The organism is Streptomyces sp. NPDC058052 (assembly GCF_042885515.1).
In the GTDB taxonomy this organism is placed as follows: Bacteria; Actinomycetota; Actinomycetes; order Streptomycetales; family Streptomycetaceae; genus Streptomyces.
The window spans coordinates 1-19,556 of the sequence record NZ_JBHVRX010000027.1 but is presented as its reverse complement, the minus strand read 5'-3'; the positions used below and the strand labels follow the sequence as shown (position 1 = coordinate 19,556).

Annotated in this window: 16 protein-coding genes and 1 pseudogene; 6 read left to right on the top strand and 11 right to left on the bottom strand. The window is 75.3% G+C overall.

The genetic code is table 11. The annotated features are described in order from the left end of the window. Window positions 1-35 precede the first annotated feature (35 nt). From ACFVU3_RS29830 to ectA, 3 genes are read right to left on the bottom strand one after another with little or no spacing between them, the layout of a single operon-like run. A complete protein-coding gene (locus tag ACFVU3_RS29830) occupies window positions 36-440 on the bottom strand; it encodes an ectoine synthase (RefSeq protein WP_390071026.1) in 405 nt (134 codons plus the stop codon). Between the two features lie 49 nt (window positions 441-489). Next, entirely contained in the window at window positions 490-1,746 is a 1,257-nt protein-coding gene (gene ectB, locus ACFVU3_RS29825) for a diaminobutyrate--2-oxoglutarate transaminase (RefSeq protein ID WP_390071024.1), read from the bottom strand. A gap of 45 nt (window positions 1,747-1,791) precedes the next feature. Then, window positions 1,792-2,340 carry a diaminobutyrate acetyltransferase gene (gene ectA, locus ACFVU3_RS29820; RefSeq protein WP_390071023.1) on the bottom strand — a complete coding sequence of 183 codons (549 nt, stop codon included), beginning with the start codon at window positions 2,338-2,340 and terminating at the stop codon, window positions 1,792-1,794. 375 nt (window positions 2,341-2,715) lie between these two features. Between ectA and ACFVU3_RS29815 the strand changes: the two genes are divergently transcribed. Continuing rightward, entirely contained in the window at window positions 2,716-4,074 is a 1,359-nt protein-coding gene (locus ACFVU3_RS29815; protein ID WP_390071021.1) for a streptophobe family protein, read from the top strand. A gap of 102 nt (window positions 4,075-4,176) precedes the next feature. On the opposite strand, the gene ACFVU3_RS29810 is transcribed toward ACFVU3_RS29815, so the two are convergent. The 3 genes from ACFVU3_RS29810 to ACFVU3_RS29800 form a co-directional block, all read right to left on the bottom strand. After that, the gene (locus ACFVU3_RS29810) at window positions 4,177-5,175 is read right to left on the bottom strand and encodes a serine/threonine-protein kinase (RefSeq protein WP_390071019.1); all 999 of its coding nucleotides are present in this window, start codon (window positions 5,173-5,175) and stop codon (window positions 4,177-4,179) included. Then, the gene (locus tag ACFVU3_RS29805) at window positions 5,175-5,969 is read right to left on the bottom strand and encodes a hypothetical protein (RefSeq protein WP_390071162.1); all 795 of its coding nucleotides are present in this window, start codon (window positions 5,967-5,969) and stop codon (window positions 5,175-5,177) included. The genes ACFVU3_RS29810 and ACFVU3_RS29805 overlap by 1 nt, the downstream gene beginning before the upstream one ends. 90 nt (window positions 5,970-6,059) lie before the next feature. Next, a complete protein-coding gene (locus tag ACFVU3_RS29800) occupies window positions 6,060-8,762 on the bottom strand; it encodes an FHA domain-containing protein (RefSeq protein ID WP_390071017.1) in 2,703 nt (900 codons plus the stop codon). A gap of 126 nt (window positions 8,763-8,888) precedes the next feature. Here ACFVU3_RS29800 and ACFVU3_RS29795 point away from each other — a divergent pair, with 126 nt between their 5' ends. Beyond that, a complete protein-coding gene (locus ACFVU3_RS29795) occupies window positions 8,889-9,539 on the top strand; it encodes a TetR/AcrR family transcriptional regulator (RefSeq protein WP_390071015.1) in 651 nt (216 codons plus the stop codon). Here ACFVU3_RS29795 and ACFVU3_RS29790 read toward each other — a convergent pair. Continuing rightward, window positions 9,503-10,309: a class II aldolase/adducin family protein gene (locus ACFVU3_RS29790; RefSeq protein ID WP_390071013.1), complete on the bottom strand. Its 807-nt coding sequence runs from the start codon at window positions 10,307-10,309 to the stop codon at window positions 9,503-9,505. The two genes, ACFVU3_RS29795 and ACFVU3_RS29790, sit on opposite strands and share 37 nt — an antisense overlap. A 282-nt stretch (window positions 10,310-10,591) precedes the next feature. Between ACFVU3_RS29790 and ACFVU3_RS29785 the strand changes: the two are divergent. Then, a pseudogene (locus tag ACFVU3_RS29785) lies at window positions 10,592-10,983 on the top strand (Type 1 glutamine amidotransferase-like domain-containing protein); the annotation flags it as partial. Between the two features lie 100 nt (window positions 10,984-11,083). On the opposite strand, the gene ACFVU3_RS29780 reads toward ACFVU3_RS29785, so the two are convergent. Further along, entirely contained in the window at window positions 11,084-11,929 is an 846-nt protein-coding gene (locus ACFVU3_RS29780) for a DUF3626 domain-containing protein (RefSeq protein WP_390071011.1), read from the bottom strand. Window positions 11,930-12,204: 275 nt separating this feature from the next. On the opposite strand from ACFVU3_RS29780, the gene ACFVU3_RS29775 reads away from it, so the two are divergent. Both ACFVU3_RS29775 and ACFVU3_RS29770 read left to right on the top strand, forming a co-directional pair. After that, entirely contained in the window at window positions 12,205-12,864 is a 660-nt protein-coding gene (locus tag ACFVU3_RS29775) for a ThuA domain-containing protein (RefSeq protein WP_390071009.1), read from the top strand. Window positions 12,865-13,006: 142 nt separating this feature from the next. Beyond that, window positions 13,007-14,404: an NADP-dependent succinic semialdehyde dehydrogenase gene (locus ACFVU3_RS29770; protein ID WP_390071007.1), complete on the top strand. Its 1,398-nt coding sequence runs from the start codon at window positions 13,007-13,009 to the stop codon at window positions 14,402-14,404. 45 nt (window positions 14,405-14,449) lie between these two features. Here the strand turns inward: ACFVU3_RS29770 and ACFVU3_RS29765 are convergent, their stop codons facing one another. From ACFVU3_RS29765 to ACFVU3_RS29755, 3 genes are all read right to left on the bottom strand, one after another. Then, a complete protein-coding gene (locus ACFVU3_RS29765; RefSeq protein WP_390071005.1) occupies window positions 14,450-15,070 on the bottom strand; it encodes a hypothetical protein in 621 nt (206 codons plus the stop codon). Window positions 15,071-15,167: 97 nt separating this feature from the next. Continuing rightward, on the bottom strand, window positions 15,168-16,196 hold the full coding sequence (locus tag ACFVU3_RS29760) for a PHP domain-containing protein (protein ID WP_390071003.1): 1,029 nt from the start codon (window positions 16,194-16,196) through the stop codon (window positions 15,168-15,170). Between the two features lie 10 nt (window positions 16,197-16,206). Beyond that, complete coding sequence (locus tag ACFVU3_RS29755) at window positions 16,207-18,288, bottom strand: SpoIIE family protein phosphatase (protein WP_390071001.1); 2,082 nt, start codon at window positions 18,286-18,288, stop codon at window positions 16,207-16,209. 130 nt (window positions 18,289-18,418) lie between these two features. On the opposite strand from ACFVU3_RS29755, the gene ACFVU3_RS29750 reads away from it, so the two are divergent. Then, a partial coding sequence (locus ACFVU3_RS29750; protein ID WP_390070999.1) for a BTAD domain-containing putative transcriptional regulator occupies window positions 18,419-19,556 on the top strand: 1,138 nt, incomplete at its 3' end.

The window sequence follows — 19,556 nt, the reverse complement described above, 5'->3', positions numbered from 1 at the left end:
TCCTTTCGCGTGGGTGCGGGATGGTCGTCGGGCGGTCAGGCGCCGCCGGGCTCGGTGAGCAGGGGGTAGACGCCGTTCTCGTCGTGGTCCTCGCGGCCGGTGACCGGCGGGTTGAAGACGCACAGGCAGCGGAAGTCCTCCTTGACCCTGAGGGTGTGCCGCTCGTGGCCGTCGAGGAGGTACATGGTCCCGGGGACGATCGTGTACGTCGCCCCGGTCTCGTGGTCGGTGAGCTCGGCCTCGCCGGCGGTGCAGACGACGGCCTCGACGTGGTTCGCGTACCACATGGCGGTCTCGGTCCCGGCGTACAGGACGGTCTCGTGGAGGGAGAAGCCGACGCGCTCGCGGGCGAGGACGATGCGCTTGCTCTCCCAGGTGCCGGAGGCGGACCTGACGTGCCGCTCGGTGTTCTCCAGCTCGTCGAAGGTGCGGACGATCACGGGGTGGCCTTTCTGTCGGGGTGGTGCCGCGGGCTGCCGGGGCGGGGCCTCAGGCGGTGTGGCGGACGGCGCGGGCGAGGATGCCGAGCCCCTCGTCCAGCTCGTCGTCGGTCACGGTCAGCGGGGGCAGCAGCTTGACGACCTCGTCGCCCGGGCCGGACGTCTCGACCAGGAGGCCGAGTTCGAAGGCGCGCCGGCAGACCGCCCGGGCCCGCTCGCCGTCCGGGAACTCCAGCCCCCACACCAGTCCGCGGCCCCGGGGGGCCGTGCCGGAGCCGAGCTCGCTCAGGGCGGCCTCGACGGTGGCGGCGCGCCGGAGGGTGCGGTCCCGGAGCGTGGTGTCGCGCCAGTAGGTGTCGAGGGCGGCGGTGGCGGTGACGAAGGCGGGGTTGTTGCCGCGGAAGGTGCCGTTGTGCTCGCCGGGCTCCCACACGTCGAGCTCGTCGCGGAACAGGCAGAGGGACATCGGCAGTCCGTAGCCGCTGATGGACTTGGAGAGGGTGACGACGTCGGGGGTGATGCCGGCCTCCTCGAAGGAGAAGAAGTCTCCGGTGCGGCCGCAGCCCATCTGGATGTCGTCGACGATGAGCAGCATGTCGCGGCGGCGGCAGAGGTCGGCGAGGCCGCGCAGCCACTCGGCGCGGGCCGCGTTGACGCCGCCCTCGCCCTGGACCGTCTCGACGATCACGGCGGCCGGATGGTCGAGGCCGGACCCGGAGTCCTCCAGGAGCCGCTCGAACCAGAGGAAGTCCGGGACCCTGCCGCCGAGGTAGTGGTCGTACGGCATCTGCGCGGTGTGGCTCAGCGGCACGCCGGCCCCGGCGCGCTTGCCGGCGTTGCCGGTGAGCGCGAGCGAGCCCAGGGACATGCCGTGGAAGGCGTTGGTGAAGGAGACGACGGTGGTCCGTCCGGTGACCTTGCGGGCGAGCTTGAGGGCCGCCTCGACGGCGTTGGTGCCGGTCGGGCCCGGGAACATCACCTTGTAGGGGAGGCCGCGGGGGGCCAGGACGGTCGAGCGGAAGGTCTCCAGGAACCGTCGTTTGGCCGTCGTCGACATGTCGAGGCCGTGGGTGATGCCGTCGCCGCCCAGGTAGTCGAGGAGCGGGCGCTTGAGGGCCGGGTTGTTGTGGCCGTAGTTGAGCGAGCCGGCGCCGGCGAAGAAGTCGAGGAAGGGGCGGCCGTGTTCGTCGAACAGACGGCTTCCCGTGGCGCGTTCGAAGACCGTCGGCCAGGTGCGGCAGTAGCTGCGCACCTCCGACTCGACGGTCTCGAAGACGGTGGGGGCGGTATCGGCGATGAGCGTCATGCGGGACTCCAGTACGGGAGGGGGCGAGACGGGCGGGCGGTCGCTTCAGAAGGCCAGCGGCGCGATGCGGTGCAGCACCTCGGACTCGTGCCCGGGGGACGGGAACGCGCCGGCCGGGAAGAGGACCGTCCGGCTCACGCGTGCCCCGTGTCGGCGGGCGTACGCGCTGAACAGGCGCTCGGAGGCGAGGTTGTCCGGTGTGATGGTCGTCTCCACGGCGTCCAGCGCGTGGGTGTCGGCGACCCGCTCCGAGAGGTGGTCGAGAAGCGCCCCGGCGACCCCGTGCCCCCGGTACCCGGGGTCGACGGCCACCTGCCAGACCAGCAGCGTCCCCGGTGCGTCGGGCCGGAGGTAGCCGGTCACGAAGCCCATCGGCCGGCCGGCCGCGTCACGGGCGACGGCGGAGGTGTCGGCGAAGTCGCGGCACCACAGGAGGTAGCTGTAGGAGGAGTTGACGTCGAGCGTCTCGGACTCCTTTGCCAGCCGCCAGAGTTGGGCGCCGTCGTCGACCCGTGGCCGTCCGATGGTCCATCCCCGGGCAGAGACCGGCGCTTCGTCCCGGACGGGTTCCGGTGCTGTGTGAGCTGTGGTCATGGGCGCCGAAGTTACCCAGCGCAGCCGTGAACTTCCTGGCCCTGGGGGGTTACATCAAGGGATGGTTCGTGGTATGCCCAGCCGCGCATGTCGCTCCGGTTGGACGATCGCCTGACGAATTCGGTGGGTGTGAAGGGTGAGGAAACGGGTCGAATCTCTCCTTTATAACGACGGTGTAACACCTGATCGTCGTCTCGGAACGTCACCGGAGCGTTACCGCATCGTCCGCCGGAAGCCCGTTTGGCACGGCCGGAACCGGTTAGGGATGCCTCGTATGGGCCTGCTTTCACGGAGCGTCACCAGGCGGCGGGCGGTGCCCCGGCCGACGCCCGGACGGACCGCATCCACAGGCGGAGCCGCCCGCGCCGGACTAGCGTGGGCAGGGTGAGCAGCCGGCTGCCCAGCACCCCGCCCCCCGCCCCCGGCCAGGACGCCCCGGGCGCCCCCGCCCGGGCGGGGCTCCGCGTCGCCGTCCAGGCCCTCGCCGCCGTCGTCGCCGGGTACGTCGCCATGGGCGTCACCGCCGGCCTCGGCCTCTGGGCCGCCGGAGCGGCCGACCTCCCCGGAGGCTTCGCCGCCGTCCTCGCCGCCGTCGTGGTGATGGCCGCCGGCGGACAGGTCGAGATCGCCGGTTCGGCGGGCTCCTTCGCCGGCACCCAGGGCGAACTCACCGCGATGCCCCTCAGCGTCACCCTCGTCGGCGCCCTCGTCACCGGCGCGGTCTTCCTCCGCCCGCTCCGCCACCACGCCGTCGCCGGGGCCGGCGACCTCGCGGCCCGGGCCGCGGCCGTCGTCGTGCTCTGGCTGGCCGCCCTCGCCGGGCTCTCCGCCCTCGCCCGCCACGACTTCCCCCTCACCATCGGCGTCGGCGACCCGCAGGAACCCCTCGGCGACCTCTTCGGCGAACTCCTCGACGCGACCGATCCCACCGTCGGCTTCCGCACCGTCCTCGGCGCCACCCTCGGCTACGGCCTCCTGTGGATCCTCGGCGTCCTCCTGGTCGCCCTCCTCGTCTCCCGCCGCAGCGCCCTCCCCGCGCGCGTGCTGCGGTATCAGGAGGCCGTCCGGCCCGCCGCCTCGGCCATGCTCCTGCTGCTCCTCGCGTACGTGGCCGTCGGCCTCGTCATCGGCCTCGTCGTCGCCGCCACCAAGGGGCACGCCGCCGAGACCCTCGCCGTCGTCCTCCTCGGCCTGCCCAACGTCAGCTGGCTCGCCCTCGGCGTCGGCATCGGCGGCGCCTGGGAGGGCCGGGTCGACGGCCCCTTCGGCCTCCCCATGCCCCAGATCCTCGACGCCGTCCTGCGCGGCGGCGGAACGAGCACCGACCTGTCCACGGTCGACCTGTCCTCGCTCGCCGCCCAGGACGGACGCGCCTGGTGGCTGCTGCCCATCGCCGCCGTCCTCGTCCTCGCCGCGGCCTTCGTCGCCGCCGTACGCTCCCCGGCCCGGGTCCGGCCCTGGCAGCACGCCCTGCACCTCGGCGTCGCCTTCGCCCTCACCATGCTCGCCGTCGTGCCCCTCACCCTCGTCGAGGCCCGCTTCGGCCTCTCGATCCTCGGCATCGGCGACCTCGCGGCCCTCGGCGGCGAGGTGGTGCTCCGGCCCGACGTCTGGCGCACGGTCGGATGCGCCCTCCTCTGGGGCCTCGTCGCGGGCTTCCTGGGCGGCCTCCTCGCCACCCGCGTCCGCCACCCGGGCCAGCTCCCGCCCGACCCGGTGCCCCCCAAGGACTGACGACGTCCGGGGGCCTCCGGGAGCCCGCGGCCGGCGGGATCCGCGGGCCCGGCGGCCAGGGGACACCGCGCCCAGGGACGCCCCGGATCCGATAGAGACGGCCTAGAGGTCCACGCCGAGCCGCCGGAACACCGGCCCGGCCCATGCCGGGGGCTCCGGCGGCGGGCCCGGGGCGCGGTGGCCCGACCCGGTCGCCGCCGCCGGACCGCCCGGCACGCGCCCGAGGGCCGCCCGCAGCTCCGCGACGAACTCCAGGCACGTCCCGTACCGCTCCTCCGGCGTCTTCGCCAGCGCCCGCGCGAACACCGCGTCCGCCGCCTCCGGCAGCCCCGGCCGGTGCTCGGCCAGCGGCGGCGGAGGGTCGTACTGCTGCGCCCACAGCACCGCCCAGTCGGTGTCCCTGCGGAACGGCGGCACCCCGCACAGCGTCTCGAAGACCACGCACGCCAGGCTGTACACGTCGCAGCGCCCGTCGACCGGCTTCCCCGAGATCTGCTCCGGCGCCACGTAGTCCAGCGTGCCCACGAACTCGCCCACCGTCGTGAACCCGGTCAGCGACAGCGACTTCTTCGTCAGCCCGAAGTCCGTGAGGTACACGTGCTCCGGATGCTCCCGGTCGGTGCCCTCCGCGACCAGGATGTTCCCGGGCTTCACGTCCCGGTGGACCAGGTCGTGCGCGTGCGCCGCGTCCAGCGCCGACGCCACCTGCGCCGCGATCCGGCCGGCCGTCGCCGGCGGCAGCGGTCCCTCCCGGGCCAGCAGCGCCACCAGGTCCTGCCCCGCCACGTACCGCATCGCGATGTACAGGACCCCTTCCGTCTCGCCCGCCTCGAAGACCGGCACGATGTGCGGGTGGTCGATCGACGCCGCCACCCGCGACTCGTGCGCGAACCGCTTCCTGAAGGTGTCGTTGCGGGCCAGCTCCGGCGCCAGCAGCTTCAGCGCCACCGTCCGGTCCAGCCGCAGGTCCCGCGCCCGGTACACGACCGCCATCCCGCCGCGCCCGATCTCGGCCTCCACCCGGTAACCGGCGATCTCCTTGCCGGTCAGCCCCGACGGCCGCCCCGCCGGGAGACCGGTGTCCCGCGCCCCGCCCGCCATCAGTCGTCGCCCCCGGCGTCGGGCGGCCGGCTCACGACCTGCGTCGGGGGCGGACCGGCGGCTGCCGCCGGATCGACCTGCGGCACCACCTGCGTCGGCTCGTACGCGACGGGCGCCGGCCGTGCCTTCGGCGCGGGCTCGGGCTCGGGCGTGGGTTCTGGCGTGGGCGTGGGCGTGGGCGTGGGCGCGGGTCCGGGGGCGGCCTCGCCCTCGGGCTCGCCCTCCGTCCCGGGCTCCGGCCCCGCCGTGCCCTCCGACGCGCCGGGCCCCGCCCCCGCGGCCTCCGCCGCCAGGGACGGCCCGGACGCCGCCGCGTACGTCGTCAGGCCCACCCCGTCGCAGTAGACCCACCGCTCGTGCTCCGCGTCGTACAGCCACACCGACTCGCCGTCGACGACCATGCCGACCCGCAGCCCGCGCGTGCGCCGCCGGAAGGTCTCGCCGTCCGCCCGGCCCGCCGCCAGCTCCTCGACCGCCCGCCGGTACCGGCCCAGGGCGTCCTCCGCGCGGGCGATGAGGGGCCGTGGATCGGCCGTCCGGGACAGCGCCGAACCCGCGGCCGGAGGGTCGTCGGGCACGCTCACGAGGAGCCGCGCGTCCACCCATGCCTGCCAGCCGTTGGAGCACAGCACCCGTCCCCAGTCACCGGTCCGCTCCACGAGCCGCACCGGCAGGAAGGCGTCCAGCGGGACCGTGGGGAAGCCGGGGTCAGGGGCCTGCCAGGCGGACAGCCCGCCGCGCGGCACGACATGGGTGGGCCGGAAGCCGGCCGCGTAGACGGAATCGGATCCGATGTCCGCCCGGTCGGATCCGGCCTCCTGGCCCGTGGATCCGACATCCGAGACGGGGTCGGGAACGCTCACGTACCCACCTCCTGATCGCGGTCAGCGGCGCATGACGACGGGTTCGTGACGGCGCAGCAGCCGGGCCACCGCGAACCCGAGCACCACACAGAGCACGACCAGCATGCCCATGTCGAAGAGCCAGGCGGCGGCGGTGTGCGCCATGAGCGGATCGTCCGTCTTCTCGCTCGGCGCCACCGCCCCGATGTCGATGGTCGCCCCCATCGCGGCGAACGCCCACCGCGACGGCACCAGCCAGGCCAGCTGTTCCAGGACCGGAGTGCCGCGCACGCTCAGCAGCGCCCCGCAGAACACCACCTGGACGATCGCGAGGAGGACCAGCAGCGGCATCGTCACCTCCTCCTTGCGGACCAGCGCCGACACGAGCAGGCCGAGCATCATCGCCGTGAAGGCGAGCAGGGCGACGGCGAGGGTGATCTCGATCAGCGGGGGCATCAGCACCCCCTTGCCGTCGGGCACGTTCAGCGGCACACCGACCAGCGCGACGAGGGTCAGCACCACGGCCTGCACGACGGTGATCGTGCCGAGGACGACGACCTTGGAGGCGAGGTAGGCGGAACGGGACAGGCCGACGGCTCTCTCCCGGCGATAGATCGACCGCTCCTTCACCAGCTCGCGGACCGCGTTGGCCGCGCCGGTGAGGACGCCGCCGACGCAGAGGATCAGCAGCACGTTCAGGGTGGACTCGGGGTTGAGGCTGCCCTCGGACAGCGCCCTGGCCATGGCGCCCATCACGAACGGCAGGGCGATCATGATGGCGAGGAAGGTGCGGTCGGCGGCGAGCGCGGCCGTGTAGCGCCGCACCAGGGTCCGCAGCTGCGAGCCCCAGCTCTGCGGCTTCGGCGGCGGGGCGTGGGCGGCCTGGACGCCGGGCGCCCCCGCGGACCCGGGGTCGCCGCCCACGGGCGCGTACGGCCGGACCGTCGCGTCGTCGATGTATCGCCGGTGGAAGCGCGAGCCCCGGTACTGCCCCGCCCAGTCCCGGTCCCGCTCGGTCTCGAACGCCTCGAAGGCTTCCGGCCACTGGGCGAAACCGAAGAAGGACAGGGTGTCGTCGGGCGGCCCGTAGTAGGCGACCCGGCCGCCGGGGGCGAGCACCAGGAGCCTGTCGCAGACGTCCAGGCTGAGCACGCTGTGGGTGACCACGACGACCGTGCGGCCGTCGTCGGCGAGCCCCCGCAGCATGTGCATCACCGAGCGGTCCATGCCCGGGTCGAGGCCGGAGGTCGGCTCGTCGAGGAAGAGCAGGGACGGCTTCGTGAGGAGTTCCAGGGCGACGCTGACGCGTTTGCGCTGCCCGCCGGAGAGGCTGTGGATCGGCTGGTCGGCGCGTTCGGTGAGGCCCAGCTCGCCGATCACCTCCTCCACGCGCGCGTGCCGCTCGGCGGGCGCCGTGTCGCCGGGGAAGCGCAGCTCGGCCGCGTACGCGAGGGCGCGCCGGACGGTCAGCTGGAGGTGCAGGATGTCGTCCTGCGGGACGAGCCCGATGCGCTGGCGCAGTTCGGCGTAGTCCCGGTAGAGGTCGCGTCCGTCGTAGAGGACCGTGCCCCGGTCGGCGGGCCGCTGCCCGGTGAGCGCCCCGAGCAGGGTGGACTTGCCGGCCCCGGACGGGCCGACGACGGCGAGCAGCGATTTCTCGCCGACCGGGAAGGACACCCCGTCGAGGAGGGTCTTGCGGCCGCGGTCGACGGTGACGGCCAGCTCCTGCACGTCCAGCGAGATCTCGCCGGTGTCGGTGAACTCGACGAGCTGCCCGCCGGCCAGGCAGAACGCGCTGCGGCCGATGCCGACGATGTCGTCCGCCGTGACCCGTACCGGATCGACCACGGGACGGCCGTTGAGGAAGGTGCCGTTGTGACTGCCGAGGTCGTGGATCCAGTAGGTGCCGTCGGGCCGGGCGATGAGCTCCGCGTGGTGCCGGGAGACCACCAGGTCCGCGACGACGACGTCGTTGTCCGGCGCCCGTCCGATCCGCACGGTGTGCTCGGGCAGCGGCCGCACCGCCGTCGGCCGCCGGAACGTCCCGGTCGCCCCGGGCCGGGACACCCCGGCGGGCCGCGGCACGTCCGCCGCCCCGCCGCCCGGCTGCTGTTCCCGGGGTACGGGCTCCGCGGCCGGGGGCGCCGGGGAGGAGGTCGGTGGGGGCGAGGGGGGTGGTGCGGCCGCCGGGCGGACGGGCTGCCCGGCGGGAGGCTCGGCCACGAAGGGCGCGGAGGCGGGCGGCTCGGAGGCGGGTGGCGCGGAGGCGGGCGCGGAGACCGGCGGCTCGGAGACGGCCGACGGCCCGGCCGCGGAGGGCACGGAGGGCACGGAGGGCGCGGAGGGCGCGGAGGGCACGGGGGGCGCGGAGACATCGTCCTGCCCGGACGTCGACGGCCCGGAGACGGGGGGCGCCATGCCGGGGGGTGTGGTGAGGACGGCGCGGGGACCGTCCTGCGGATGCCCGAAACGGACCACCGTGCCCGGTCCGACGACCCGGGGGATCCGCACCCGCACGCCGTCGGCGTAGGTGCCGTTGGTGCTGTCCTCGTCGGCGAGCGTCCACTGGCCGCCGGCGGCGCGGAGCACCGCGTGGTGCCAGGACGCCCGGGCGTCCGAGAGCACGATGTCGCTGGTGGGGTCACGCCCGACGCGGTAGACGCGGCCCGGGTCCATGCGCGTCGTGACGCCGTCGACGAGCAGGTCCAGGCCGGGTGCGGCGGGCGCGACCGGCCGCTCTCCCATGCGTGAATCCTATCCGCCGGTGCCCCGGCCCGCCCGGCGCCGGGCCTGGGGCGGGGTGCGGCGCGCGGGTAGGGTGGGCGCCGGGCGCCGCGGGGAGCGGCGCCGGACCGACGGGAGGACGCGGACGTGCCGAAGGGCGTCACGAGACGGCGGCCGCGCACCCGGGCGGCGCTCCTGAAGGCCGCGCTGGAGACCTTCGCCGAGCACGGTTTCCACGCCACCACCATCGAGCAGATCTGCGACCGCGCCGGGTACACGCGCGGCGCGTACTACTCGAACTTCGCCAGCAAGGAAGAGCTCTTCCTCGCCCTCTTCGACGAGCACAGCGAGCGGACCGTGCGGCGCCTCGCCGCCGCCATCGACGCGCTCACCGCGGAGGAGTACACCCTGACCCGGCTCGCGGAGCTGGCCGCCACCATCGAGCCGGACGAGCGGGACTGGTACCTGGTCACCACCGAGTTCACCCTCCACGCCATCCGTGACCCGCAGGCGGCCTGGGTGCTGGCCCGGCACGACGAGCGGCTGCGGGCCGAGATCGCCCGCGGCCTCACCCTCGTGCTGCGCCGGGCGGGCCGCGAACTGACCGTGGACGCCGACCGGTTCGCCCGGCTGCTCATCGCCCTGCGCGAGGGCGGCCTCGCGCAGAGCTACGTGGAGCCGGAGGCGCTGCCGCCGGGCGACCTGGAGCGGCAGTTCCTGCCCCCGCTCCTGGAGGTCTCGACCCGGCCCGCGCGCCGGACTCAGCCGAACAGGTCCGGGTCGGACGCCTCGATCTGATCCCACAGCGGCCGGGCCTGGAACCAGCCCGCCAGGTGGCCGCCGATCTGCCCCCGGGTGAGCAGAGCCGTCTCCCGGTCGATCAGCTGCGGGGTCCCGGCCGCCATCGCCAGGAGCTGCGCCTGGCAGGACCGCTCCATGGTGACGAACCACCACACGGCCTCGGCGACGGAGTGGCCCACCGTCAGCAGCCCGTGGTTCTTCAGGATCACCGCCTTGTGGTCGCCGAGCGCCTTGGCGACCCGCTCGCCCTCCTCGGTCTCGTTGACCACGCCCCGGTAGTCGTCGTAGATGCCGTGGTCCTCGAAGAACGCGCAGGCGTCCTGGGTGATCGGATCCAGCGGGACGCCCAGGCTGGAGAACGCCTTCCCGTGCAGCGAGTGCGAGTGCGCCGCCGCGACCGCGTCGGGCCGGGCCGCGTGCACGCGCGAGTGGATGACGAACGCGGCCCGGTTCACCGGCCGGCGCCCTTCCAGGACCCGTCCCTCGTGGTCGACGAGGATCAGGTCGGACGCCTTGATCTGGCTGAAGCTCATGCCGAACGGGTTGACCCAGAAGGCGTCCGGGTCGCCCGGGTCGCGGACCGTGATGTGCCCGGCGACCCCCTCGGAGAACCCGAACCGCCCGAAGATCCGGAACCCGGCAGCCAACTGCTCCTTGCGGTACCGGCGCTCCTCCTCGACGCTCCCGAACGTCGGCGGCAGCGGCAGCTCCACCCCGTCGGGCAGCGGGCCGACGACGGCGGCGAGGGCGGGCGGCACGGTGCTCATGGCGGCTCCAGGGGATGCGGAGGAGGGTGCGCGGCGAGCCGAAAAGATACAGAGGTGTATCCGATCCATCAATGCACCGGACGGACGGACGGACCGCCGACTCCCGCGCGCGCCCGCGCTGTTCGGTGGCGGCCGCCTTCCGCGCGCGGGCAGGGTGGGCCCCACGCGCGCGTACCCGCACGAAGGAGAGACGGCCCGTGTCCGACCCACCCGAACCCCGCCTGGCCCTCCTCGGCGGAGGGTTCTCCACCGACGACGACGGGCCCCTGGACGACTGGCGGGCGCGCCCACGGGGTCGACCGGATCCTGGACGAGGCGCCGGCACGCGGGACGCTGCTCTGCGGCGTCAGCGCGCGCGAACTGCTGGGCCGAGGGCTCGCACACCGACTCCTTCGGTCCGCTGACGCACCTGCCCGACCGTCTGGGCCCGCTGCGGGCTCGGTCTGCCCCCACGACGACGGGAGCCCGGCCGCCGTCCGTCGTACCGCGCCGCGGTGGCCGGCGGCGCGCTGCCGGCCGGGTGGGCCATGGGCGACGGTGTGGGCGTGCTCTTCGCCGGGGGACGGCCCGCGGACGTGGTGACCCGTCGTGCGCGGGCGCGGCTCCACCGGGTGGAGCCGGACGGCGCCGGGGGAATCCTGGAGCGGGCCGTCACCGGGCGGCTGCTCGGCTGAGGCGGACGACCCGGCCGGAGCGGAACCGCCGGCCGAGGCGGACCCTTCGGCGCCGCCGTGCGCCGGCCCGTCCGCGCCCGCCGGGCGCCGGGCGCGGGCGTCACGCCTCCGGTGCCCCGAAGCGGGCCAGGTAGTGCCAGACCCGCTTGACGTCCTGGGGGTCGTACGCGCCCGACAGGGACGCCTCCTGGACGATCCGCGGGTCGAGCAGGCCGTCGACGGCGATGCGGGCGCCGAGCGCGACGTACTCGGGGCCGCGGAAGTCCGGATGGCGGCGCAGCTCGGCGACGGTGAGCCGGAAGCCGTCGTGCCACTCGACCGGGCACGGCAGCCGCCGGGCCGCCTCCTCCACGGCGGTGCCCCGGTGGCTCGGGTCCAGGACCAGCGCCTCCACGTCCCGCGCGAGCTCGACCGGGCCGTGGACCTGCGCCTCGACGTAGTCGTCGAGCGGATCGCGCCCGTCCGCCTCCGCCAGCGCCACCAGCCCCATCCGGGACGCCACACCGAAGTCGGCGGGCTCCAGGAAGCTGTCGGGGTAGCAGAAACTCGTCCGTGCGGTGGCCTCCGGCGTCAGACGCAGATGGGCGGAGCCGAAGCGGGGCGCGGCGCCGTAGGGGCGGCGGCGGAAGTCGAGCGCCCCGTAGACCGGGCGCTCGTGGGCCGGGGCCGCGTCGTACGCGCCGCCGAAGATCCGGCTCTCCCACCGCCAGCGGTCGCCGCCGGGCCGGGCGGTGAGCCCGCCGTTGCTGGTCCCGGTCACGAACTGCGAGCGGTAGACGCCCTCCTCGGCCAGCGCGTCCAGGAAGTGCGGGTGGAAGTTGAGCGTGACCCGCAGGGCCGGGTCCAGCGGCGCCCCTGACGAACGGGCTTCCACGTGCGCCAGCGCCCGTACGGCGGTCGCGTGGAGCGGGCCGGCGGACGGGCGGGAGGTGAAGGGCGTTGTCATGCGGGGGAGTGTGCCTGAGACGACGGGCTTGCGGCACGGGGTTTTTCCTGGCTACGGTCACGGCGAGGAGAGGGGGAAAGCGCTTTCTGTCGCGGGTTCTCCCTCGCCGACGCAGCCCGTCCCGCCATCCCGCCACCCCGCGCCGCAGCCCCGATCCATCGCGCCGACGGCCCGCCCCCACCGCCCCATCGCCCACCAGCCCCGTCCCACCCCCACCGCCCCACCAGCCACGTCCCACCCCCACCGCCCCGCCCCCGACGCCCCAGGAGCCCCGCGTGCCCACCGCCGACGTCCTCGTCTACACCCGCACGGCCGGGTACCGGCACGACTCCATCCCCGACGGCGCCGCCGCCCTCACCGGACTCGCGGCCGGCCGGGGGCTCACCGCCGAGACGACCGAGGACCCCGCCGCCTTCACCGCCGACAGGCTCGCCGGCCGTGCCCTCGTCGTCCTGCTCTCCACCACCGGCACCGTCCTCACCGCCGAGGGCCGCACCGCCCTGGAGGCGTACCTGCGCGGCGGCGGCGCCCTGCTCGCCGTCCACGCCGCCGCCAACGCCGAGCCCGACTGGCCCTTCTACGGCGACCTCCTCGGCACCCGCTTCGCCGGCCATCCCCCGCTCCAGCCCGGCGCCGTCCTCGTCGAGGACGGCGCCCACCCCGCCTCCGCCCCGCTGCCGCGCCGCTGGGAGTGGACGGACGAGTGGTACGAGTACACCTCCCACCCCCGCGCCTCCGGCGTCCACGTCCTTCTGCGCGCCGACGAGACCGCGTACGAGGGCGGCACGCTCGGCGACGACCACCCGATCGCCTGGTGCCGGACCGTCGACCGGGGCCGCTTCCTCTTCACCGCCCTCGGGCACGCCGCGGAGGCGTACCGCGACCCCGGCTTCCGTGCCCACCTCGACGGGGCCCTGGCCTGGCTGGTCCCCTGAGCGACGGCGCGGCCCGCCGGCCCGCCCGGGGCGGATCCCCCCCCCAAGCGCGCGTGCGTCACCCCACCGCACCCGCCCCCCTTGCGCCCCGGCCCCGGAAGCGGGAGGTTTCCGGTGGGGGCCGACGCAGGAGGAGAAGGCCATGGCCATCGCCACCGTGAACCCCGCCACCGGCGAGACGCTGCGCACCTACGACGCGCACGGTCCGGACGAGGTGGAGCGGCGGATCGCCGCCGCCCACGAGGCGTTCCGCCACTGGCGCACCACGCCCTTCGCCGAGCGGGCCCGCCTGCTGCGCGCCGCCGCCACCCTCCTCGACGAGGACACCGAGGACATCGCCCGCACCATGACCCTGGAGATGGGCAAGCCCCTCACCGCCTCCCGGGCCGAGGCGGGCAAGTGCGCCAAGGCCATGCGCTGGTACGCCAAGCACGCCGAGGAACTCCTCGCCGACGAGCACCCGGCCGAGAGCGACGTCCGGGACTCGGGCGCCGACCGGGCCCGCGTCCACTACCGGCCGCTCGGCCCGGTCCTCGCCGTCATGCCGTGGAACTTCCCGCTCTGGCAGGTGATCCGCTTCGCCGCGCCCGCCCTCATGGCCGGCAACACCGGGCTCCTCAAACACGCCTCCAACGTGCCCAGGACCGCGCTCTACCTCGGCGACCTCTTCCGCCGCGCCGGCTACCCCGACGGCTGCTTCCAGACCCTCCTCATCGGCTCCGGAGAGGTCGAGGCGGTGCTCCGCGACCCGCGCGTCGCCGCCGCCACCCTCACCGGCAGCGAGCCGGCCGGCCGGGCCGTCGCCTCCGTCGCCGGCGACGTCGTCAAGAAGACCGTCCTGGAGCTGGGCGGCAGCGACCCCTTCATCGTGATGCCGTCCGCGGACATCGTCCGGGCCGTGAAGACCGCCGTCACCGCGCGGGTGCAGAACAACGGCCAGTCCTGCATCGCCGCCAAGCGGTTCATCGTCCACGAGGACGTCTACGAGGACTTCACCGAGCGCTTCACCGCCGCGATGAACGCCCTCACCGTCGGCGACCCCCTCGACGAGGCCACCGACGTCGGCCCGCTCGCCACCGAGAAGGGCCGCGCCGACCTGGAGGAACTCGTCGACGACGCCGTACGGCTCGGCGCCACCGCCCTCTGCGGCGGCCACCGGCCCGCGGAACCGGAGCTCGTCCGCGGCTGGTACTACCGCCCCACCGTCCTCACCGGCATCACCCCCGCCATGCGGATCCACCAGGAGGAGACCTTCGGCCCCGTCGCCACCGTCTACGCGGTCCGGGACGCGGAGGAGGCGGTGACGGTCGCCAACGACTCGCCGTTCGGGCTCAGTTCCAACGTGTGGACACGGCGGGACGAGGACGTCGACTTCTTCGTCCGGGACCTCCAGGCCGGCGGCGTCTTCGTCAACGGCATGACCGCCTCCCACCCGGCGCTCCCCTTCGGCGGCGTCAAGCGCTCCGGCTACGGGCGCGAGCTGTCCGGCCACGGCATCAAGGAGTTCTGCAACGTCACGACGGTCTGGCAGCGCGCCTGACCGCCGGCCGCCGGCGCCTCCCGCGCCGGCGGCCGGCGGGGCACGTCACGTCAGCCAGTCCAGGAACACGTCGTCCACCCCGTACTCCTCGCGGTACCGCGCCTCGACCGCGTCGCACGGGTCCGGCAGCCGTTCCCCGTCGGCCGCCGCGACCCGCCACCGCGCGTCGCCCGCCGCCCGGTCCGGTGTCTCCTCGACGGCCTCCACGTCGTACGACGAGCCGTCCGCGCGCGTCCACGGCGACAGCGACACGGTGTAGCGCCGGCCCTCGGACAGGGACGCCCAGAACCCCTCGTACGGATCGTCCGACTGCTCCACGTCCAGAACGGTGCCCGCCGAGATGCCCTCGGGCGAGGGGACCGCGTGCTTGAAGGCGGCGTCGACCACCAGCCGGGCCCGCACCACCCGCCGCGGCCCCTCGCCCCGGAGGTCCGGCCGCCGGAAGGCCCGTACGTCCCGCACCGTGCCCGCCACCAGCACCCGGGAGTCGGCGGCGATGCGCGCCGCCGACTCCCTGCCGTGCGGGCAGAAGCAGGACACGACGGCGACGTCGGCCGCGGCATCGGCGGCGTACCAGGTCGCGCCGCCCCCGGCCAGCAGGACCGCGCCGAGCGAGGACAGGACGAGGGCGCGCTTCTTCCCGGGCGGGAGGGTGCGTCGCTTCACGGTCGGGAGGGTGCGTCTCTTCACGGTCGGGAGAATGCGTCTCTTCACGGTCGGCACAACGAGCCGGACCCGCCCCGGTCGCACCCCGCCGCCCCGGCTACGCCCCGGCCCAGGCCAGCAGCCGGTCCGCCTCCCACGTGTTGATCACCCGCCCGGCCGGTACGCCGCACTCCTCCGCCCGCGCGCAGCCGAGGAGCTGCCAGGCCAGCTGGCCCGGCGCGTGCGCGTCCGTGTCGATCGCCAGGTACGCCCCCGCCTCCACCGCGAGCCGCAGCAGCCGGCGCGGCGGGTCGAGCCGCTCCGGGCGGCTGTTGATCTCCACCGCGGTCCCCGACTCCGCGCACGCCGCGAAGACCCGCTCCGCGTCGAACTCCGACTCGGGCCGCAGCCGCCCGCCCGCGACCAGCCGGCCGGTGCAGTGGCCGAGGACGTCCATCAGCGGGTTCCGCACGGCCTTCTCCATCCGCCGGGTCATGGCCCGCGCGTCCATCCGCAGCTTCGAGTGGACCGATCCCACCACCAGGTCGAGCCGGCCGAGGAGTTCGGGCTCCTGGTCGAGGGAGCCGTCGTCGAGGATGTCGCACTCGATGCCGGTCAGCAGCCGGAAGGGCGCCCACTGCTCGTTCAGCCCCGCCACCACGTCCAGTTGCTCCCGCAGCCGTTCCGGCGACAGGCCCCGGGCCACGGTCAGCCGCGGTGAATGGTCCGTCAGCACCGCCCACGCGTGGCCCAGTTCGATCGCGGCGCGTCCCATCGCCTCGATCGACGCCCCGCCGTCCGACCAGTCCGAGTGGAGGTGGCAGTCCCCGCGCAGCGCCGCCCGCAGCTCCCGCCCGCCGTCCGGTTCCGCGGGCTCCACCTCCAGCGAGTCCGCCAACTCGGTCTCCAGGCCGGCCAGATACTCCGGCACCCGGCCCTCCACCGCCTCCCGCACCACGGCGGCCGTCTTCGGCCCGACCCCCTTCAGGGACTCCAGCGTGCCCGCCGCCGCCCGCCGCTCCGCCTCGCCCTCCGGCAGCGCCCCGACCGCCGCCGCGGCCGTCCGGAAGGCCCGCGCCCGGTACGCCGGGGCGCCGCCCCGCTCCAGCAGGAACGCGATCCGGTTCAACGCCGCCACAGGGTCCATGACCGGTTCCTCAGCCGCCGCCCGACACGTCCGCGCCCACCGGCGCCGGACCGATCTCGCACCACACGGCCTTGCCCTCGCCACGCGGCTCCACGCCCCAGCGCGAGGCCAGCGCGTCCATGAGGAGCAGCCCCCGGCCGGAGGTCGCCGCCTCGCCCGGGGTGCGCCGGCGCGGCCAGGCGCTCGACCGGTCCTGCACCGAGAGCCGCACCCGCCGCACCGGCTCCGGCAGCACCTCCAGGGTGAGCACCGCGCCTCCCTCGGTGTGCAGCAGCACGTTCACCAGCAGCTCGCCCGTCAACAGCTCGGCGTCGTCGGCGAGTTCCGGCATGCCCCAGTCGCGCAGCGCCTGCCCCACGGCCGCCCGCGCGTCCGAGAGCCCCTGCGGATCGGCCTGGTGGATGTACTGGTGGATGCGCGGCGCCCGCTGCGTGCCCGGGTCCGGGCTCCGCCGCAGCACCAGCAGCGCCACGTCGTCGCCGGAACCCCACCGCTCCCACAGCCGCTCCGACAGGTGGTCGGCCAGCGCCTCCGCCTGCGGCGGCCCGCTGCTCACCGCCTCCGACAGGGCGGCGAGCCCCGCCTCGATGTCGGTCCCCGGCTGCTCCACCAGCCCGTCCGTGCACAGCACCAGCGTCTCGCCCGGCACCAGGTCCAGCCGGGTCTCCGGGAACTCCTCCTCGCCGAAGACCGTGGCCAGCCCGAGCGGCAGCCCGCCGCGCAGCTTCGGCTGCCCCACCCGCCCGTCGGTGTGCCGGATCAGCGGCCCCAGGTGCCCGGCCCGGACGGCCCTCACCGTCCCGCTCGCCAGGTCCACCTGGGCGTAGGTGCAGGTCGCGAAGCGGTTGGTGTCCAGCTCCGCGAGGAACCGGGAGGCCCGCGCCAGGACCGTGGAAGGGGCGTGGCCCTCGCCGGCGTACGCCCGCAGCGCGATCCGCAGCTGGCCCATGATGGCCGCCGCGTGGGTGTCGTGCCCCTGCACGTCGCCGACGACGATCCCGACCCGGCCGCGCGGCAGCGCGATCACGTCGTACCAGTCGCCGCCGACCTGCCGGCCGCTCCACGCCGCGTGGTACCGGACCGCGATCTCGCCGCCGGAGATCTCCGGGATCCGGCGCGGCAGCATCGTCTCCTGGAGCCCGGTCGCCAGCTCGCGCTCCTCGTCGAAGAGGATCGCCCGCTGGAGCGACTGGGCCACGATCGCCGCGAGCCCGAGGGCCAGGTTCCGCTCGTCGGCCGTGAACGCCGTCCGCCCCCGGTAGAACAGCGCCATCCCGCCCAGCGAGCGCGCCTGCGCCACCAGCGGCAGATAGCAGGCCGCCCGGAACGGCAGCCGGTCCAGATACGGGGCCAGTTCGGGGAAGTCCCGTCCCAGTGTGGGGAACGAGGACACGAACCGCGGCCGGCCGCTCAGCACCGCCTCCGCCAGCGGCAGCCCCCGGTCGAGCCGCCGCATGCGCAGCCCGTCGAGCACGTCCAGGGAGTCCCCGCTGAGCGCGATCACGTTCAGCGAACCGTTCTCGACCAGACCGAGCGCGAGACCGTCCGCGCCCAGCCGCGCGAGCCCGCCGGGCCCCGTCAGCGCGGCCGTCACGTCGTCCACGGTCACCGCCCGCGACAGCGCGTGCGTGGTCCGCTCGACGATGCTCGTCTGCATCTCGCGGCGCTTCTCCAGCTGCTGCACGAAAGCCGCGTGCGACACCTCGGCGGTGGTGTCCCGCACCGCCCCCACGATCCGGTGCGCCCGCCCGTCCCCGTCCCGCAGGATCCGCGCCAGCACATGCGTCCAATGGGGTGTCCCGTCGTCCTGCGGGATCGGGAAGTGCGTGCTGTACGAGGCGTCGCCGCTGGTCACCGCGGCCCGCACGACACGGTCCAGGCGCATCCGTTCCGCCGGGTCGAGCCGCTCCACGAGCGTCGCCGGCCGCCCGTCGAAGCCGTCGGGGGACACACCGAAGACCAGCAGCCCGGACGTGTCGACATCGATGGTGCCCGTGTCGAGATCCCAGTCGAAGCTGCCGGTCCGGTTCATGGCGAGCCACTCGGCGGGCCCGATCCCGCCTCCGAGCGCACGCGGATCGTCTTCGGTCATCCCCCCCATTGTCGAACCCGCACCCCGCCGACGCCATGGCTGCGACACGGCGTGGCGCACCGGGTGCGCCCGCCCGGGGGAGGCGCGGAGCGCCGGCGGGGCCGGGCGGCGGCCGGGGCAGAATGGGGCGGTGCAGCCCCTCTACCGCGTCCTCGGTCCCGGCCGTGCCCCCCACGCCGACGGCACGGAGGGCCCGGTGCGCGGTGCCCGCCTGGGCGCCCTCTTCGCCGCACTCGCCGCCGCCGGCGGCCGTCCCGTGGGGGCCGCCGCCCTCGCCGCCCAGGTATGGGCCGACGACGCCGGCCCCGAGGACGCCGCGGCCGCCCTCCAGGCCCTCGTCTCCCGGCTCCGCAGGATCCTCGGTCCCGCCGCGGTCGCCTCGGCACCGGGTGGCTACCGGCTCGCCGCCGCACCCGAGGACGTCGATCTGTTCCGCTTCGAGCGGCTGGCCGCCGAGGGCTCCGCGGCGCTCGCGGCCGGGGACGCCGGGCGGGCGGCGGCGCTCCTCGACGAGGCCCTGGGGCTGTGGCGCGGTCCCGCCCTGGCCGACCTGCCCGGCCGCGCCGGCGACCCCCTCGTCCTGCGCGTCGAGCAGCGGCACGGGGAGGCCCGCCGCGACCGCCTCGCCGCCGACCTCGCCCTCGGCCGCGCCGCCGGCGCGCTCGCCCCGCTCACCGCCCTCGCCGCGACCCGCCCCCTGGACGAGCCCCTCCAGGTGCTGCGGATCCGGGCGCTGCGGGAGACGGGCCGGGCCGCGGAGGCGCTGGCCGCGTACGAGGAGGTCCGCCGGACCCTCGCCGGCCGCCTCGGCACCGACCCGGGGCCCGAACTCCGGTCCCTCCACGAGGAACTGCTCGCCGGCGCGGCACCCGCCCCCGCCCCGGTGTCCGCGGCCCCGCCGCTGCCGGCCCGGCTCACCTCCTTCATCGGCCGTGACCGGGAACTCGCCGACGTGGGAGCCGCGTTGGCGTCCGGGCGGCTGGTGACCCTGCTCGGGCCCGGCGGTGTCGGCAAGACCCGGCTGGCGCTGGAGGCGGCGGAGGCGTACACCGGCGACGGAGCCGTGCACCTCGCCGAACTCGCCTCCGTGCGCGAGGAGTCCGAGGTCCCCGGCGCCGTCCTCACCGCGCTCGGCGCCCGCGAGACGCACCTCAGGGGAGCCGACGACCTCCTCGGCGGGGATCCGTTGTCGCGTCTCGTCGAGCATTGTGCGGGGCGGCGGATGCTGTTGTTGCTGGACAACTGTGAGCATGTGGTGGGTGCGGCGG